Here is a 15,810-nt window from a genome sequence, read left to right as displayed (position 1 = left end):
ATTCCCCAATTTCCCAAAATTCCGGCAGTGTTGGGAAATGCATTTAAGTAGATTTAGGTCATCATAGGCCGTCGACCAGAACGAGAATTGGGCATGTTTCATCATGTGATGTTGATAGCACTGATTTCTGGGGCTACCCTGACCGTGGCCCCAGAGACTCTGGCCCAGGGCAGTCTGCCCGCAGAACCCCGGCCCGATACCCCCCAAGGGTTGGGCCTCGACCCTAGTCCTGAAAGGTCACCTATAGACTATCGTGCGGCTCCCCTAGCCCAACTCCCCGCTGACACAGGGGAAACCGCTCCGGTGGCAACCCCTTCCCCCGCGATCTCAGCGGTTCAACAGCGACTGACGGAACTGGGCCATTACACAGGCCCGGTGGATGGTCTCTATGGGGACGAAACCCGCGCGGCCATTTCGGACTTTCAGCAGAGCATGGGCTTGGCCCGAACAGGCATTCTCGACCCCCTGACCCAATCTCGCTTGGATGGGTCCCCTCCGCCATCCTTGACAACTCCCAGTGCCGCCCCCTCTGCCCCGACCGAACCTGCCGAACCCCCGGAAGCCCCCCCCGCAGCCACCACACTCTTTCCGGAAGCCGGGGTCGATGGACCGCCCGACAGTGACCTCACCCCCTCGGTGACTACAGAGGGGGCAGCCCCTGAGACGGAAGTCCCTGAAGCGGGGGCGGAGGCAACCCCAGAAGACGCTCCCAGCGAGACTACTTCCCCACGGTTGCCTATTACCCTCGCCCTGCTGGGATTAGGGGTGGCTCTGTTAGGTACCATTGGCGGTGGGATGCTATTACTACTGTCCCGTCGCAGCGAATCGACGAACCTAGAGACACAAACGCCAAACGATGAAGCATTACCGGGGGAGGCATTCCCTGGACCGATGCCTTTTGAGTATCGCTCTAGCCCTCCCCAAGCAGCTACGTCAACAACTGCGCCCCAAAATGGCGGTCCTCCAACTGCCGCCATATCGCCTATGGTCGCACCCTTGGCCGCGGAACCCACCCCCCGCATGAGCCGGATTAATATTGTTGATGAGCTGATTCAGGATCTGAGCAATCCAGACCCCACCACCCGCCGCAAGGCTATTTGGGAACTAGGGCAACGGGGCAACTCCTTGGCGGTGCAGCCCTTGGTGAATGTCATGATGGATGCTGACTCTAAGGAGCGCAGTTTGATCTTGGCAGCCCTGGGAGAAATTAGCAGCCGCACCCTCAAACCCCTGAACCGTGCTCTAGCTATCTCCCTCCAGGACGAAAATCCAGAGGTTCGCAAAAATGCCATCCGCGATCTCACCCGTGTCTATGATCTGATGGGGCAAGTGAGCCATCTCCTGGGTCAAGCGGCTAGTGATGAAGATGCCGATGTGCGCCAAACCGCTGCCTGGGCCATGGAGCAGTTCAATCGAATGCGCCTCAAGACGGTAGGCACCGATTCCCCCAGCTTACCCAGCAGCACCCCGCGCGATACCCTCTCTCCCGATCCCTCTACTCCCTACCGCGATGGTTAAGGGCCAACCCCAAGGGGCCATCGCGCTTGCTTGCGAATTTGGCACCTCCAGGATTGATATGATGTCCGGCTAATTGCGCACAATGCTGCAAAGGGCGAAAAGCTTTTCACCGAAGGATCGTCGTCCTACGGCTTCAAGGGAACGATCGCACAATGCTGCAAAGGGCGAAAAGCCTTAAAGCCTTCGGCATGGCTACGCTAACGCCCCTACCCAGGACATAGATTTGTGTGGTCATTGTGTGGTCATTAATTATGAATCCCGAAGCATTAGCCTAGTCCGACCCCAAATCACGATGCCCTACGCTCTAGCCAGCCCCGCATCTTGCCGGGATTGAGCAACCCGTGGGGGTCTACCTGGGCCTTGAAATTGACCTGGGCGGTGTCAATGGTCTTGCGGCCTCCGTCCTCCAGGATGTAGGTGTGGGGGTTGGCAATGAAGGCTCCTTGGGCTTCGTGATAGCGGATGATTTCCTGGAGTCGTTCTGGGGTGGTGTAGCGCACCAGTTGCAACGCGGCGGGGACAACGGTGCTATTCATCCGCAGGTATTCCAAGTGCATCAGCACCTCGTCGCCGAAGTGCTCAACCATGTGCTGCACTAGCTTTAAGTCGGGATCGTAGGGAAAGAGGGTTTGCAGATAGGTGAAGCGGGTGTCTACGCTGCGGGCGTGGAGGGTGGTGTGGTTCCAAGTAAATTCCGCTAGGGCCACGCCCTTGTTGGCATCCTGAGCTTCCTTGCGATAGGTGATGGTGCCGCCCCAGTCCGCCACCAGTTCGGCAAAGGACTCCATGGAGGGTTCCGCCACCATGACCAAGGCAGCGGCCTGCCCCTCTGGCAGGTAGGGCTTCAGGGCGGCAAAGTAGCTGGGGATGGGCCATGCATGGATACTGATCAGCTTTTTGATCAGGCCATCGGCATCCCCGAGGGCTTGGCCAAAGCGGGCCGCTGTCATGAAGTCCCCAAAGGTGACGATGACTTCGGTCCAGGGATAGGCGGGGCCGAGGGGAATTTCCAGTTCGGTGATGATGCCGTTGGTGCCGTAGGCGTGGTTGACCTGTTGCACCGCGTCTCCTCGCAGTTCAATCACACGGGGCTCGTCCTCTAGGGTGACTACCCGTACCGCGTTCAGGTTGCCGCGATCGCGCAATTGCCCATAGGTAATGGAGCCAATGCCGCCGCTACCACCGCCAATGAAGCCGCCGATGGTGGCGGTGCGGTAGGTGGAGGGGTACATACGAATTTCCCAGCCCTGGGGTCGAGTCACCTTGTCGATGGCCGCCAGCTTGACTCCCGGCTCCACACAGGCGATTCCCGGCTTTACCCACTTCACTTCGTTCATGCCGCTGAGGTCAAGGATCACCCCCCCCGCCAGGGGAATGCACTGACCATAGTTGCCCGTGCCTGCCCCCCGCACTGTGAGGGGTACCTTCGCCGCCGCACAAATACGGGCCACCCGGAGGACCGCCGCTTCTGATCGGGGCCGCACCACCAGATCCGCCACCTTGTCCACCAGTTGGGGCTGCAAAATGGGACTGAAGTAGTAGTAGTCCTTGGAAAGCTTCTCAAGCTGGGTGCGATCGCGGATGACCTCCATCTCTCCCAGGTCAGCGATAAAAGCATCCCAGTTAATCGCGGTAGCAGAGGCAGGCATGGTGGGGAAATAGGTGGGGTGAGGACAAATGAACAGAACTGCTGACCTTCAACACAACGGTTTCAGCACAACAGATTCAACATGACGGGCAGTTCAGCTTTAAGCAGGCATTGCTGAGGGCAGGAATGATTCCCATCCTAGGGGAGAGAGACACAGGATTGTAGCCCTCGCTGCCGATGGCATCGGGTATCCCAGAGAACTTTTCAGAGAGATTTTCAAATTGAAGTAAAAGCTAAAGTTGCAACACTTTGCAACAAACTTTGATAGGATATAAAGTGGTCACTGCATTCCGGTCTGTGGGTGACGCTGACGGGATAACGCCACTCGGCCACCCTTCTGAACACAATAACTTTTTGCTCTTAGACTGGGCCCAGCCATTGGATTGGGGTTAGGAGCACAGTAGGAGCAACATCAACTCAATGTCTTTTGAAACTCTCGGCCTTGCTGCCGGTATTCTTCGTGCTGTTGAAGATCAAGGGTACAGCACCCCTACCCCAATTCAAGCCAAGGCCATTCCCTTGGTACTAGAAGGAAAGGATTTAATGGCCAGTGCCCAAACTGGGACTGGTAAAACCGCAGGCTTTACCCTACCCATTTTGCACAAACTGGCCAGTGCTGGCCGGGGGCAGGGACGCCGTCCCCCCCGTGCCCTCGTGCTGACCCCCACCCGTGAACTTGCAGCCCAAGTTGCTGAAAGCATCGCCACCTATGGCAAGTACGTGCCGCTGCGTACAGCGGTGGTCTTTGGCGGGGTCAAAATTCAGCCCCAAATCCATAAACTTCAGCGCGGCGTGGATGTCCTCGTAGCTACCCCAGGGCGACTGTTGGACCACGTGGGTCAACGCACCGTGGATCTGAGCCAAGTAGAAGTGTTGGTCTTGGACGAAGCCGATCGCATGTTGGATATGGGCTTTATCCACGACATTCGACGTTTGCTGAATGAGCTACCGGCAGAGCGCCAAACCCTGATGTTCTCCGCGACTTTCTCTAATGAGATCAAGAAACTAGCGGACGATATTCTTCGCGACCCCGTGTTGGTGGAGGTTGCCGCCCGCAACAGCACCGCCGATAAAATCAGCCAGGTGGTGCATCCTGTGGATCGCCAACGCAAGCGGGAACTCCTGTCCTACATGATTGGCCAGCACAACTGGCAGCAGGTGCTGGTGTTTACCCGCACCAAGCATGGGGCCAACCGTCTGGCGGAACAGCTAGAACGGGACGGCCTCAAGACCGCCGCCATCCACGGCAACAAGAGCCAGGGAGCCCGGACCCGCGCCCTCCAGGATTTCAAAAAAGGGGCGGTGCGTGTGCTGGTAGCTACGGATATTGCCGCTCGGGGTCTGGACATTGACCATCTGCCCCATGTGGTCAACTTTGAACTCCCCAATGTCTCTGAGGACTATGTTCACCGCATTGGTCGCACCGGACGGGCGGGGAATACGGGACAGGCGGTGTCCCTGGTGTCTTCTGAGGAATATCCCCTGCTCCGCAGCATTGAGCGGTTGCTAAAGCAGGATCTGCCTAAGGATGTGATCCCCGGTTATGAGCCCGCAGGGCCGCTGCCCCACGAGGTGAAGGTCGGTCGGCGTCAGCCTCCCCAGCGCCGCACGGCTTCCAGCAGTGCACCGCCTTCTCGGCGACGGGCCATCGGCGATCGCGGTCCTGCGGCTCCTACGGGGACGAGATCCCGGCGGGCTGCCCCCAGTAGCAGCTATTCCCAGCGCAAGTCTAGCTAGGAAAGTCTGGGGATTGAAATGAGATTACAACTGAGCGCCAGGTCTGGCGCTCAGTTGTTTTGTGTCTATCTCCGAGATCATCCAGAAACTCGCCCTCACCCCCCCCGCCAACTAACCCCCAAAATCCCCCAACAAAAAAGGCCGGGAGCCCACAGCCCCCGGCCTTTTCACGTCCTACCCCCGCATTGCAAGGTTAGTCGCGCAGTGTCACCCCTCGACTGTCATAGATACCAACAATGTCCTCGCCTTGAATCACCCAAAGAATGGCCTTGCCAGGATCTCCGGGGCTGCGCTGTTCCTGCCAAATCCGGCCAAACTCCCCGATGAAAAATTCTTTGTTGCTGTCCTCTAGCAACGCCCATGCAGGGCCAACCACTATCCCTAGCTCGTAGTCGCTATCGGGCAAAGTATCTGCCCCCAGAAATAGCTCCTTGTTGGGATCCTGGGCTGCCAGGTAGGCGTCTATCGCGGCTACGGAGGCCTCAACGTCACTGGAGGCATTGCCCGCCACCGCCGCATCCCGCTCCGCCATCTCAGCCTGCCGCGCCTCCAGTCGCGCGATCGCCGCCGCCTGATTCGCCTCATACTCAGCAATCTTCGCCTGTGCTGCCGGGTAGTTTGGGTCATCCGCCGCGACCAGCTCCAGCGTCGCGATCGCCGCCAGCCACTTGTCACTCACCATCACCCACTGGCGCTCGGTGGTAGCAGACTGAGCCGCCACAGCCGCCTCCATTCCCAGCTCCAGCGCATCATCCCACGCCGCCGCAATCTCTTCTTGGCGCTTCACCTCCGCCTGATGCGCGTCCTGGCGCTCTTCTATATATCTCCAGCCAAATACCCCGCCCCAAAACACAACCCCAGCAGCCACAATAGCCGCGATCATCCATCGGTTCTTAGACATCAAAGCCCCTCCAAAGCAGCTTCCCCTAAACTGCCCCAAAGTCCCCGCAATCCCCCACGATTCCCACCCCACAACAAAGGTCGAGAGCACCCCGCCCCCGGCCCCACAACTTTTCAAAGCTGATCGGCAAGATCCAGTTTTGCCCGATCAGTCCCCCCACCGCAATCCACCCCGAGCCGCCGCCCCAAACCCCCAGCCCCAGGGCATCCCAGCTCATCCCACCCACTCCCGCCCCATCCCACCCCAGATCCAGCTTTGGGTGATCCGTCACAGTCTACTGACTTAGCCATGCGATCGCATCTCGAATCCAGGCTTCCGTATCGCCCGTTTTTGCGATCGCGCTATTGCGCCCTACCGCCTCTAGGGCCGTCATAATTTCGTTACTGGTATAGCCCAGAGCCAAGAGAGTCATTTCCACCTCCTCCTGCACCGCCGCGATGGGACCACCCATGGGAGCCGTCGTCAGGCCCGACTGCTGCCGCCACTCCGCCAGCTTACCCTTGAGTTCCAGCACCAGACGCTCCGCCGTCTTGCTGCCCACCCCCGGCGTGCGGGAGAGGAGCCGAATATTCGCTGCCACCACCGCCTGCACCAAATCCTGGAGCCCGAGGGTATCCAGGAGCGCCATGGCCACCTGGGGACCAATGCCGCTGACGGTGACCAACTGGCGAAACAGGTCGCGCTCAGGGCGACTGCTAAAGCCAAACAGAACGGGCTGGTCATCCTTGACCTGAAGATGACAGAACAGTTGCAGCGACTCCCCCAGCGGGGGCAATGTCGCCAAGACCCGAGGCGTAACCTGGAGGTCATAACCCATCTGATTCACCTCTAGAGTGACCCAGACCCGATTGCCCCCCGGTTTTTGGATATCCGCCAGGGTGCCCTTGAGATAGCTCAGCATAGAAGGGGAGCCCTATCCAGTGATGCGACGGGGGCGGGATTCAGGTCGGGGACGCGGGCGAGCTTGAGGCAACACCTTGCTCCCTTCCTCGCGGCGGCGGGGAGTATCTTTCCCATTCTGGCCACTAGTGGCAGGGCCGTTTTGCAGCCCCTTTGGGGGAGTCCCTGAAGTCTGCTTATCCCCAGGTGACTCCGTCTGAAGTGCCTGTCGTCCGTTGTGGACCACCCGCAGCATGTCGGTTAACTGGTGCTCGATGTTATGCAAAACCTGAGCTGCGTAGATATCCGCCTCCTCCTGAAGGGTGGCGCAGTTGGCTTCTGCCTGCTGCCGCATCTGTTCCCAGTTTTGACGGGCAGCCTCTTGCCATTGTTCAATTTCTGCCATAACCTGCGATCGCGCCGCGTCGCAATCCTGTTGAGCCTGTTGCCGCAGGAGTTGAGCTTCAGCCTCAGCTTGGCGAATGATGCCTAGATCATCCAGTCGCTGGGCCGCTTGCTGGTCCGCTGCTGCCCGCAACTCTCGGGCATAGAGATCGGCCTCGCTGAGAATCGTGTGGCGCTGCTGCACGATCTGTACCGCCTCTTGAAAGACGCTGGGCAGATTCAGGCGAATGCGATCGAGCTGCTCCAGCAATTGATCCTCATCTACCAGGGTCCGGCGAGAGAAAGGAACTCGGGGGCTACCTAGGATCAACTCTTCCAGCACGTTTAGAGACTGCTGAATATCAAGTCGCCGCACCGCCTCATCCGTCGGTGGCTGCCAATTAGCACTGCTCTCCCGAGAAGATTCAGGGGCGTCAGGGGGGGTTAAGTCTGGACGTAGCATTGGTAAATATCCCGCGCAACATGGGGGGGAACCAAGTGATCCACCGCGCCCTCAAACTGGGCAATTTCCTTCACAAGGCTACTGCTTAAAAAGCCATACTCCGTGGAGGTGGCTAGAAATACGGTTTCCAAGTCCTCAGCGAGGGTCTTATTAGTGTGGGCCATCTGGAGTTCTTTTTCAAAATCCGATAGCACCCGCAGGCCCCGCAGCAGTACCTTAGCCTTACGCATTCTGGCATAGGTTACCGTCAGGCCGTTAAAACAATCTACTTCTACATTAGGCAGATCCTGCACCGATTCCCGAATTTGGGCCATCCGTTTCTCAGCATTGAAGAGGGGCTGCTTGTTGGGGTTGAGGGACACCACGACGATGATGGTGTCAAACAGCCGACTGGCCCGCTGAATAATATCCAAGTGTCCACAGGTAATGGGATCGAAGCTGCCAGGGTAAATCGCAATCACAGGGGGTGGACTGGAAAGAATGCAGCGATTATACCGGAGCCCCAGAATCTCACCTAACATTCATTGGGCGCGGAAACCGCGCCCCTACCGCGACACTCTGCATTGGGCGCGGAAACCGCGCCCCTACCCCTAAGCCCTTCGGGCAGGCTTCGCCAACACCGGGTCACCCGGCAACAAGGCAACCATCCTATGCCCTCTGGGCAGGCTCCGCCCTAGCGTTAGCCATGCCCGAAGGGCTATACGACCCGATCAGGACAGGCAAGGGATTGCCCCTACGGGAATAACCCCATCACCCCTCCCCTAACTATGAATTCGAGGTTGGGGGTATACCGTGGCCAAGAGTTCCCCTTCAAGAGTGGCCAGGGTTGCCAGACGGATGTCTACAATCTCGCGCTCAAAATAGGTGGTGGCCAGTACCCAATAGATGCCGTAATGGCGGGCTTCGGAGGCCATCAAGCTGCGGTAGAACTGGGCTAATTCCGGTTCGGGGCAATGGTCCGCCAGGAGGCCCAAACGTTCATGGCTGCGGGCTTCGATCAAGGCTGCCACCAGCAGCGAGTCCAGCATTCGCTCTGGCTCTTCCCGACGGATGTGGCGGCTGAGGGCCGCTCCATAGGGGGGCGCAGGCAGCGATCGCAGGGGGATCTGCCGTCGCTCTAGCCATTGGTTAACCAGCTCAAAGTGGCTGAGTTCTTCTTGCGCGATCGCGGTTAGGGTCCGCACCAGTTTCTCACTGGAGGGATAGCGAAACATTAGGTTCAGAGCCACCCCCGCCGCCTTCCGTTCACAGTGGGAATGGTCCAGCAGAATCAGATCCAGGTTTGCCAATGCCTGGGTCAGCCACGCCTCGGAGGTGGCGGTCTGCAAAAGCTGAATTTTTGGAGTCGTACTTCGATTTTGTTGAGATAGGCCGTCAAAACCGGATCTTGACCTCGTGATCTCAGCCATGCCAGATCTGCTCCTGCTTGCTTAGCATTCCGGATCCTTATCGTGTGCAATTCTTGTGGTTCAGGCATCTTGCCTGAACGTGGACAGCCGGGACGGCTATCCCACGTTAGTTTGATTTCTACTTCTTAGCATTCCCGCTTGTAAAAGGGTCTTTTAACGACTTGGGCGGGGTAAGGCTTGCCCCGAATTTCCACCTGTAGCCCTTGGCCCACCTTGGCTAAGGCGCTGGGCACATAGGCTAGGGCAATGGGGTAACCCAAGGTGGGGGAAAGGGTGCCACTGGTGACGGTGCCAATGGTGCTGCCCTGGTGCAGCACCGGATAGTCGTGGCGGGCGATGTTGCGGTCCGCCATTTGCAACCCCACCAAGCGCCGCTCCACGCCCTGGGTTTGCTGCTGCACCAGCACCTCCCGTCCAATACAGTCTTGAACGCGGTCTACCTGGACCAGCCACCGTAGCCCCGCTTCCAGGGGGGTGGTAGCGTCGGTGATGTCCTGGCCATAGAGGGCCATGGCCGCTTCTAGGCGCAGCGTGTCCCGTGCCCCTAGGCCGCAGGGGGTGACGCCATTTTGGTACAGCGTTTGCCAGAGTGCCTGTCCCGCCTCTGGCTGCATCATGACCTCGAAGCCATCTTCCCCGGTGTAGCCGGTGCGCGCTAGGAAGGCAGGTTGCCCCAAGACGGTTCCCTCTAGGTGGCCAAACCGGGAGACGTGATCCAGATTCTCTGCGGTGACGGCTTGCAACTGGGCCACCGCCTCCGGTCCCTGGACGGCGATGAGAACGCGATCGCGGGAGACATCCTGAAAGTCCACCGTCGCCGCCAGATGATCCCCAATCCAAGCGCGATCCTTTTCCGTCGTGGCGGCATTGACGATGATGGCCACCCGTTCCGTCCCGTCAGTCTCTTGGCCCTGGCAATAGATGATCAAGTCGTCAATGATGCCCCCTTGGGGATTGAGCAGCACCGTATATTGCGCCTGCCCCGCCCTCAGAGGGCTCAGGTCCGAGGGCACCAGCCGCTGCAACTGGGCCAGTACCCCCGGCCCCCGGAGAAAAAACTTGCCCATGTGGGAAATGTCGAACATCCCCGCTTTTTCCCGCACGGCCTGGTGTTCTTGTTTGATGCCGCCGTACTGTACCGGCATATCCCAGCCGGAAAACTCGGTAAAGCGGGCCTTGAGATCGGCGGAGAGATCGAAGAGGGGTGTACGGGAAAGGGACATGAAAAGCCTAGTAAAACTCATGCTTCCCATCTTCCCCCCTGGTTAGGGTGGGGGCAAGATTGGCACAGCTCCATTGCTCCTCCAGAGCAATGGAGCTTAAGGGCAGGCAGGGGAAATCCCCTGCCGATGAGACTTCATGGCTAAGTACAGGCAAGGGGCTTAAGCCCCTTGTTCACCAAAGTGTCATTAAGTTGAGGTGTACCTCATAACATTAAGGGAACCTCTATATTTTTGGGCAAATCCCTGAGGGCAACGGGTTTGATCGATCCATGGGATGATTTTAGAGGCAATACACTTGTCACCCCATCCACCCCAATATCGGTCAACCGCCCACCGGGCAACCATCCTACGACTCAGCTCAGGACAGGCAAGGGATTGCCCCTACGGAGGCATCCACCCATCCACCCTCTCACCCATCCACCCTCCCACCCATCCACCCCATCCACCATGACCAACGTTGTAGACGACAAGACCATCGTTCGCGAATACTTCAACGCCACCGGCTTTGACCGCTGGCGGCGGATCTACGGCGATGGCGAAGTCAACAAGGTCCAGCTCGACATTCGCAAAGGCCACCAGAAAACCGTGGATACGGTCATGACTTGGTTGCAGGAGGATGAAACCCTGCCGGGGCTGTCAGTGTGCGATGCGGGCTGTGGTGTGGGTAGCCTCAGCCTGCCCTTGGCAGCGACGGGGGCCAAAGTTTTCGCCAGCGACATCTCCGCCAAAATGGTGGAGGAAGCTGAGACACGGGCTCAGGCGACCCTATCGCCTGAGCAGGTGCCGAATTTCCAGGTCTCAGATTTACAGGATCTCTCTGGGCGCTACCACACGGTTATCTGCCTGGATGTGCTGATTCACTATCCCCAGGCCGACGCGGCGGAGATGATTGCCCACCTCAGTAGTCTGGCGGAATCTCGCCTGCTCCTGAGCTTTGCTCCCAAAACTCTGTGCTATAGCCTGTTGAAGCAGGTGGGTAGCCTCTTTCCTGGGCCGAGCAAAGCGACGCGCGCCTATCTCCATGCCGAGAAGGATGTGGTGACGATTCTAGAGTCCTTGGGATGGACGATTCAACGGCGGGCCATGCACAAAACTCAGTTTTACTTCTCCCGCTTGCTAGAGGCTACGCGCTGAGGCTACCCATGCGGTGGATTCAACAGGTTCAGCAGATTGCTGCCGGATTATTACTACTGGTGGGGTTTCTTTGTCTAGGGCGAGTCCTGGAAACGACCCTGGACTCGAATCCTAATCGCGTGGATCGCCGGGAAACGATCACCGCTGGGATAGTGGTGGGAGTACCCGCGATCGCGGGAGGAGTGGGACTGATTCTCGCAGCCCAGCACCAGCGACGGAGACAGGAATCAGAGCGCTTGCAGGGGGTATTTTTTGCCCTAGTCAAGGCGGGACGAGGCAAGGTGACCCCGCTCCGTTTTGCCATGGAAGCGAAGCTGACAGGGGTGCAGGCGACGGCCTATTTGGGGGATCGTGCCCGCGAGTACGACGCCACCTTTCAAGTGGATAGCGAAGGTGGCATCACCTACTGCTTTAACTTGGGGGAGGTGGATAGTCGGCTGTTGCGGTCCACCCCTGAGCCCACCTTTACCGTGGTTCTGGAAACCGTGCCCCCCGCCCAGCGGCGAGACATTATCCGGACCCTACAAAGGTTGACTGGAAAGGACTGGAAGACGGTCAAGGCCATGGTGCGAAACCCACCTCAGCCGATTCAGGTGGGGCTCTCCCGTGCTATCGCTGAGGACTACAAGCAGGATCTAGAACGCTTAGGGGCAGAGGTGGTGTTGGTTCTGGACACGGACTAGGGGCTGTGGACAATCAAGCCAGATTCCTTGTTATGGGGCGGTTACAGCCCCTAGCTTGATTCAGTAGGGCGGGCGTGGTCATGCCTATTCCGCAAGGGTTTCCTCGTTAATTGTCCACACGCCCTAGGGGCTCTCTAAGCCATGACTTTTGCCAATGACCCAGTGGCGGCGGAAATAGCGGGCCAGACTGGACTCGTTCAGGGTGAGGCAAATGGGTCTGCCGTGGGGGCAGGTCTGGGGGTGGCGGGTCCGTTGCCAAGCCGCCAAGAGTTCCGCGATCGCAGTAGACGTGAGAGGGGTGCCGTTGCGGACAGCAGTGCGACAGGCGGTGGCCACAAGGGCACTGTCGAGATCGCTGCCCTGGCTCAATTCCCGCAGGGCATCAGCGCAGTCGAGCCGGTCCGCCAAGGGGGCCGGAGCGGTCCGCACTGCCCACCAATCCGGGCCAAAGGGCTCCACCGTAAGACCAATGCGCTGGAGTTGGGCCACCTGATCGGGGTCTAATCCCGACAGCACTACGGGGGCCGCCAGGGGCACAATCTGCCAGTGATCGCATAGGGCCTCGTACAACACCCGCTCATGGGCAATGTGCTGCTCCACCAGGCACAACCCTGCTGGATGCTCCGCCAAAATGTAGCGATTGTGGACTTGGGCGATGGCCCGAAGTTCTAGGGGATTGTGGCCTCCGGTGTCTCCCGTGGCTATGGCGGGACTGCCGTTATAGCCCTGCTCTGCCTCCGCTAGGGTGATCAATTGGTGAAGTCGCTGCTGCCCTTCAGTGGGGGTTGCGATCGCACCGGTGAGAGTAGCCGTAATAGCCTCCTTGAGGGCATCACCCCAGAGATCCAAATGGCGCAGGTACACCCGCGACTTATCCGGCGAGCGGTGCCAGTCGATATGGGCCGGGGGAGCATGGAGATGGACAAAGGCCACAGGATTGCGATCGCGGGGCAGCGATCGCCGTAGCACCTGAGCCAGCCCCTCCGCAATCTCCGCAATCTGCACCGGGCGACCATTCAAGGCCAGTAAAATGCCATCCGGGCGGGGACGGTGGCAGCGATCCGGCAACCCCAACACCAGTTCCAAACGCCCCTCCCCATCAGGCAAAGCCACCGCCCGAACCTGCACCCGCAGATCCGTCACCTGTACCCGCCCCAGCACCTGGGGGAGAAGGTGCAGCGCCGAATCCCCTGGCCACAGCGTAAACCAAGGGCGATTTTCCTGGATGGCCTGCCACGTCACCTGGGGATGACACAGAGCCAAAGTATGCAGAACTTTTTGCACCGCACGGGTTTGCTGTTGGCGACTGGGCGCAGCCTGCTGACGAGCAGGGAGGGGATAGAACAGGTCTGTCACAGTAACCTGAGTTCCCGGAGCCATAGCAATGGGCTCAATATTGGTAGGCTGACCATCGCGATCGTAGGTGACCCGATAGCCGTTACTGTCCCCGGATTGGGGACGACTACACAGGGTCAGCCGCGCCAGCCGACTCAAGCTATGGAGCGCCTCCCCTCGAAAACCTAGGGTCTGGATGCGCCAGAGGTCCTGGCAATCCCCCAATTTGCTAGTGCTGTGGGCGCTGGCGGCTTGCCGCAGATCCACCACCGACAATCCTGTCCCATTGTCCGTTACCTGAATCTGCCAGGGTTGGGTCTGCACCGCCACGGTGATACGGGTTGCCCTCGCATCCAGGGCATTTTCCGCCAGTTCTCGCACCACCGCCGCCGGAGAGTCGATCACCTCCCCTGCCGCCATCAACTGCACCACATCTTGGGGCAGGCACTGGATTAGCCCCCTATCCACTGGTTCTGGCCCAGCCCCCTGCCGATCAGATACCCTCACAACTCTGGTCCTATCTCCAGGGCTGGCAACTGGGTCGCAAAATCAACCCGCCAATCTGGGGCGGGCAAGGTGCCGTCGGCTTCCAGGAACTGAGGACCATCCGGCAGAATGGGGATGCTGAATTCGAGGGCAAAGGCCATAGGATGCCTATAGGATGAGCGCTTGACCGCCAATCTTGCCCCATTCTAACGAGGGGTGACAGATGGGAAGTGTGAGCTTTCCAGGGTAAAAACGAGGAAACTCAACAACTACTGGCCAGCCGTTAAAACGTGACAGATAGGAAGCGTGAGTTTCCCAGGGTAAAATCTTGGGTTTAGGGCACCTGCCAGATACGCTCATGGTACTGAGCAGGCTCCCTATAGGGATCCTCAGCAGGATGATCATGTCCGTGACCGTGGCCATGTCCGTGGCCATGTCCGTGACTGTGGCCATGATCATGACCGTGGTCGCTGGTTCCCGCTACCGCCGCTAGGCGAAATTTGCACATCTCACAATTCATGGCAACCGTGCCCTGCTGGGTTTCGATTTCCCGCCGTCGCATCACCGCCATGAGCTGGGGATGCAGCCCCATTTCCGGCAAACACACAACCTCAGTTTCGGGATACTGACTCTGCTCTTGGGCCGCGATCGCTTGAATTTTTTTCATCAGCACCCCGGTAAAGAGGAAATAGGGCAGAACCACAATCCGCTTGGGATGGTACAGCCGCGCCCGCCGGAACCCCTCCTCTAAACGAGGGTGGGTAATGCCAATAAAGCAGGTTTCCACTGTGCTGTAGCCGCTGCCCTCCCACATGATGCGGGCCAACTTGGCCACGTCTCCGTTGGCATCGGGATCACTTGCCCCTCGCCCCACAAACAGCAGCACTGTATGTTGGCGCTCAATGGCGTGGGGATTGTGCTGGGGTTGATCGAGGTGGGCCAAGCGATCACGCCATAGGTCCAAAATTTCCGGGGTAATGCCAAAATGCCGCCCGTAGTGAAAGCGCACCTGAGGATTGCGATCGCGGGCAGAATCCAAGGCATTGGTGACATCAAACTTGTTGTGACGAGCCGCAAACAGCAACACAGGTAGGGCAGAGATATCCTCATAGCCCTCTGCCACACAGCGATCAACACCATCCTGAATCGTGGGCTCCGTCAACTCCAAAAAGCAGGGAATCACAGGTCGAGAATTGTCCAAAGCCTGGTAAGCCGTAGCAAAATCCAGCAAATTTTGACGGCCTTGGTCATCCCGGCTGCCATGGCCGATGAGCAAGAGAGGCCGTCGCTGGGGCAAGGGAGCGAGAATCGGGGGCTCACTGGGATCAAAGAGCCGGGGATCGCTAAGAATATGGGCAATCGTCATGGGGAAAATCCTGACCTGTGCAACGCAGGTGATGAAAGGACAAGACGCCACCTGCGGGCATTCTGACTGACTCAGGTTCTGAGACAGAACACTGGATTACAGTTGCGGCACAGTGCCGGACTAGTCGGAAAGGCCCAGAAGCCGCCCCAACGCACCGGACTTTCCCCCCAGGGGGCGGCGTAAAAATTGCTCTGCCATCTTAGCCCACCCCCCTTGCCCAAAACCATCCGGGGGAGGGGGAAAGGGGGAAACAGTATTTTCTCGGTGAGGAAAGCCCTACCCCTAGGGCCAGGAGAATTTCGCACCCCCCCTCTGTAGCTATCAACACGTCCAACCTCGCAAACTGGGATAGCTAGAATCGTGTGTGACTTATCCTCCCCTGCCCCATTCAATCTGTCTTCACAGCAACTCCTGAACCATATTGAGCAGGTGATCACTTGGAATTTCTCGGAAGAGCATGGCCCCTGGATTGTAGTTCAACTGCTCATTCACGAATTTCAGCACCACTATGGCGTCAATCTTGAAACCCTTGTTCAGCAGCAAGGTTACAGCGATAGTCTTAGGAACTTCTTGGTCAGGAGTGGACAATTTTCAATCTACAGTACTGCCACCCCTGAGACCTTTTACATCAAACCTTTGCGGAC

16 protein-coding genes are annotated in these 15,810 nt (G+C 58.5%); 4 read left to right on the top strand and 12 right to left on the bottom strand.

The genetic code is table 11. The features are described from left to right. Positions 1 to 93 precede the first annotated feature (93 nt). Positions 94 to 1,518: a peptidoglycan-binding protein gene (locus tag LEP6406_RS28890; RefSeq protein WP_008312468.1), complete on the top strand. Its 1,425-nt coding sequence runs from the start codon at positions 94 to 96 to the stop codon at positions 1,516 to 1,518. 287 nt (positions 1,519 to 1,805) lie between these two features. Here LEP6406_RS28890 and LEP6406_RS0219505 read toward each other — a convergent pair whose 3' ends face one another. Further along, positions 1,806 to 3,167, bottom strand: a complete 1,362-nt coding sequence (locus tag LEP6406_RS0219505; RefSeq protein ID WP_008312466.1) for an FAD-binding oxidoreductase — start codon at positions 3,165 to 3,167, stop codon at positions 1,806 to 1,808. 419 nt (positions 3,168 to 3,586) lie between these two features. On the opposite strand from LEP6406_RS0219505, the gene LEP6406_RS0219500 reads away from it, so the two are divergent. Beyond that, the gene (locus LEP6406_RS0219500; protein ID WP_008312463.1) at positions 3,587 to 4,903 is read left to right on the top strand and encodes a DEAD/DEAH box helicase; all 1,317 of its coding nucleotides are present in this window, start codon (positions 3,587 to 3,589) and stop codon (positions 4,901 to 4,903) included. Positions 4,904 to 5,096: 193 nt separating this feature from the next. Here LEP6406_RS0219500 and LEP6406_RS0219495 read toward each other — a convergent pair whose 3' ends face one another. The 7 genes from LEP6406_RS0219495 to gcvT form a co-directional block, all read right to left on the bottom strand. Beyond that, positions 5,097 to 5,804, bottom strand: a complete 708-nt coding sequence (locus LEP6406_RS0219495; protein ID WP_008312461.1) for a hypothetical protein — start codon at positions 5,802 to 5,804, stop codon at positions 5,097 to 5,099. Between the two features lie 25 nt (positions 5,805 to 5,829). Beyond that, the gene (locus tag LEP6406_RS0219490) at positions 5,830 to 6,075 is read right to left on the bottom strand and encodes a hypothetical protein (RefSeq protein WP_027269276.1); all 246 of its coding nucleotides are present in this window, start codon (positions 6,073 to 6,075) and stop codon (positions 5,830 to 5,832) included. Between the two features lie 3 nt (positions 6,076 to 6,078). Then, complete coding sequence (gene ruvA, locus LEP6406_RS0219485; protein WP_008312460.1) at positions 6,079 to 6,705, bottom strand: Holliday junction branch migration protein RuvA; 627 nt, start codon at positions 6,703 to 6,705, stop codon at positions 6,079 to 6,081. Positions 6,706 to 6,717: 12 nt separating this feature from the next. Then, positions 6,718 to 7,530, bottom strand: a complete 813-nt coding sequence (locus LEP6406_RS28885) for a hypothetical protein (protein ID WP_008312458.1) — start codon at positions 7,528 to 7,530, stop codon at positions 6,718 to 6,720. Further along, positions 7,512 to 7,991 (bottom strand): pantetheine-phosphate adenylyltransferase, encoded by a 480-nt coding sequence (gene coaD / locus LEP6406_RS0219475; RefSeq protein WP_027269275.1) that lies wholly within the window; start codon positions 7,989 to 7,991, stop codon positions 7,512 to 7,514. The genes LEP6406_RS28885 and coaD overlap by 19 nt, the downstream gene beginning before the upstream one ends. A 300-nt stretch (positions 7,992 to 8,291) precedes the next feature. Further along, positions 8,292 to 8,939 carry a MiaE family protein gene (locus LEP6406_RS0219470; RefSeq protein ID WP_008312454.1) on the bottom strand — a complete coding sequence of 216 codons (648 nt, stop codon included), beginning with the start codon at positions 8,937 to 8,939 and terminating at the stop codon, positions 8,292 to 8,294. A gap of 125 nt (positions 8,940 to 9,064) precedes the next feature. Next, a complete protein-coding gene (gcvT, locus tag LEP6406_RS0219465) occupies positions 9,065 to 10,162 on the bottom strand; it encodes a glycine cleavage system aminomethyltransferase GcvT (protein ID WP_202807542.1) in 1,098 nt (365 codons plus the stop codon). 447 nt (positions 10,163 to 10,609) lie between these two features. Here gcvT and bchM point away from each other — a divergent pair, with 447 nt between their 5' ends. Together bchM and LEP6406_RS30525 are read left to right on the top strand one after the other, a co-directional pair. Beyond that, positions 10,610 to 11,296: a magnesium protoporphyrin IX methyltransferase gene (gene bchM / locus LEP6406_RS0219460; RefSeq protein ID WP_008312452.1), complete on the top strand. Its 687-nt coding sequence runs from the start codon at positions 10,610 to 10,612 to the stop codon at positions 11,294 to 11,296. A gap of 8 nt (positions 11,297 to 11,304) precedes the next feature. Beyond that, positions 11,305 to 11,979: a ribosomal protein L7/L12 gene (locus tag LEP6406_RS30525; RefSeq protein ID WP_008312451.1), complete on the top strand. Its 675-nt coding sequence runs from the start codon at positions 11,305 to 11,307 to the stop codon at positions 11,977 to 11,979. 123 nt (positions 11,980 to 12,102) lie between these two features. Here the strand turns inward: LEP6406_RS30525 and mutL are convergent, their stop codons facing one another. From mutL to LEP6406_RS0219435, 4 genes are all read right to left on the bottom strand, one after another. Continuing rightward, positions 12,103 to 13,821 carry a DNA mismatch repair endonuclease MutL gene (mutL, locus tag LEP6406_RS0219450; protein WP_008312450.1) on the bottom strand — a complete coding sequence of 573 codons (1,719 nt, stop codon included), beginning with the start codon at positions 13,819 to 13,821 and terminating at the stop codon, positions 12,103 to 12,105. Next, positions 13,818 to 13,961, bottom strand: coding sequence for a hypothetical protein (locus LEP6406_RS33025; RefSeq protein ID WP_008312449.1), 144 nt, complete (start codon positions 13,959 to 13,961; stop codon positions 13,818 to 13,820). The genes mutL and LEP6406_RS33025 overlap by 4 nt, the downstream gene beginning before the upstream one ends. A gap of 173 nt (positions 13,962 to 14,134) precedes the next feature. Continuing rightward, a complete protein-coding gene (locus LEP6406_RS0219440; RefSeq protein ID WP_008312448.1) occupies positions 14,135 to 15,166 on the bottom strand; it encodes a sirohydrochlorin chelatase in 1,032 nt (343 codons plus the stop codon). A 399-nt stretch (positions 15,167 to 15,565) separates the two neighbouring features. Further along, complete coding sequence (locus tag LEP6406_RS0219435) at positions 15,566 to 15,754, bottom strand: hypothetical protein (protein WP_027269273.1); 189 nt, start codon at positions 15,752 to 15,754, stop codon at positions 15,566 to 15,568. Between the last annotated feature and the right edge of the window lie 56 nt (positions 15,755 to 15,810).

The organism is Leptolyngbya sp. PCC 6406 (genome assembly GCF_000332095.2).
Classification (GTDB): domain Bacteria; phylum Cyanobacteriota; class Cyanobacteriia; order Phormidesmidales; family Phormidesmidaceae; genus PCC-6406.
Note: the sequence above shows the minus strand (reverse complement) of the source record. Positions and strands in the feature narration are given on the sequence as shown.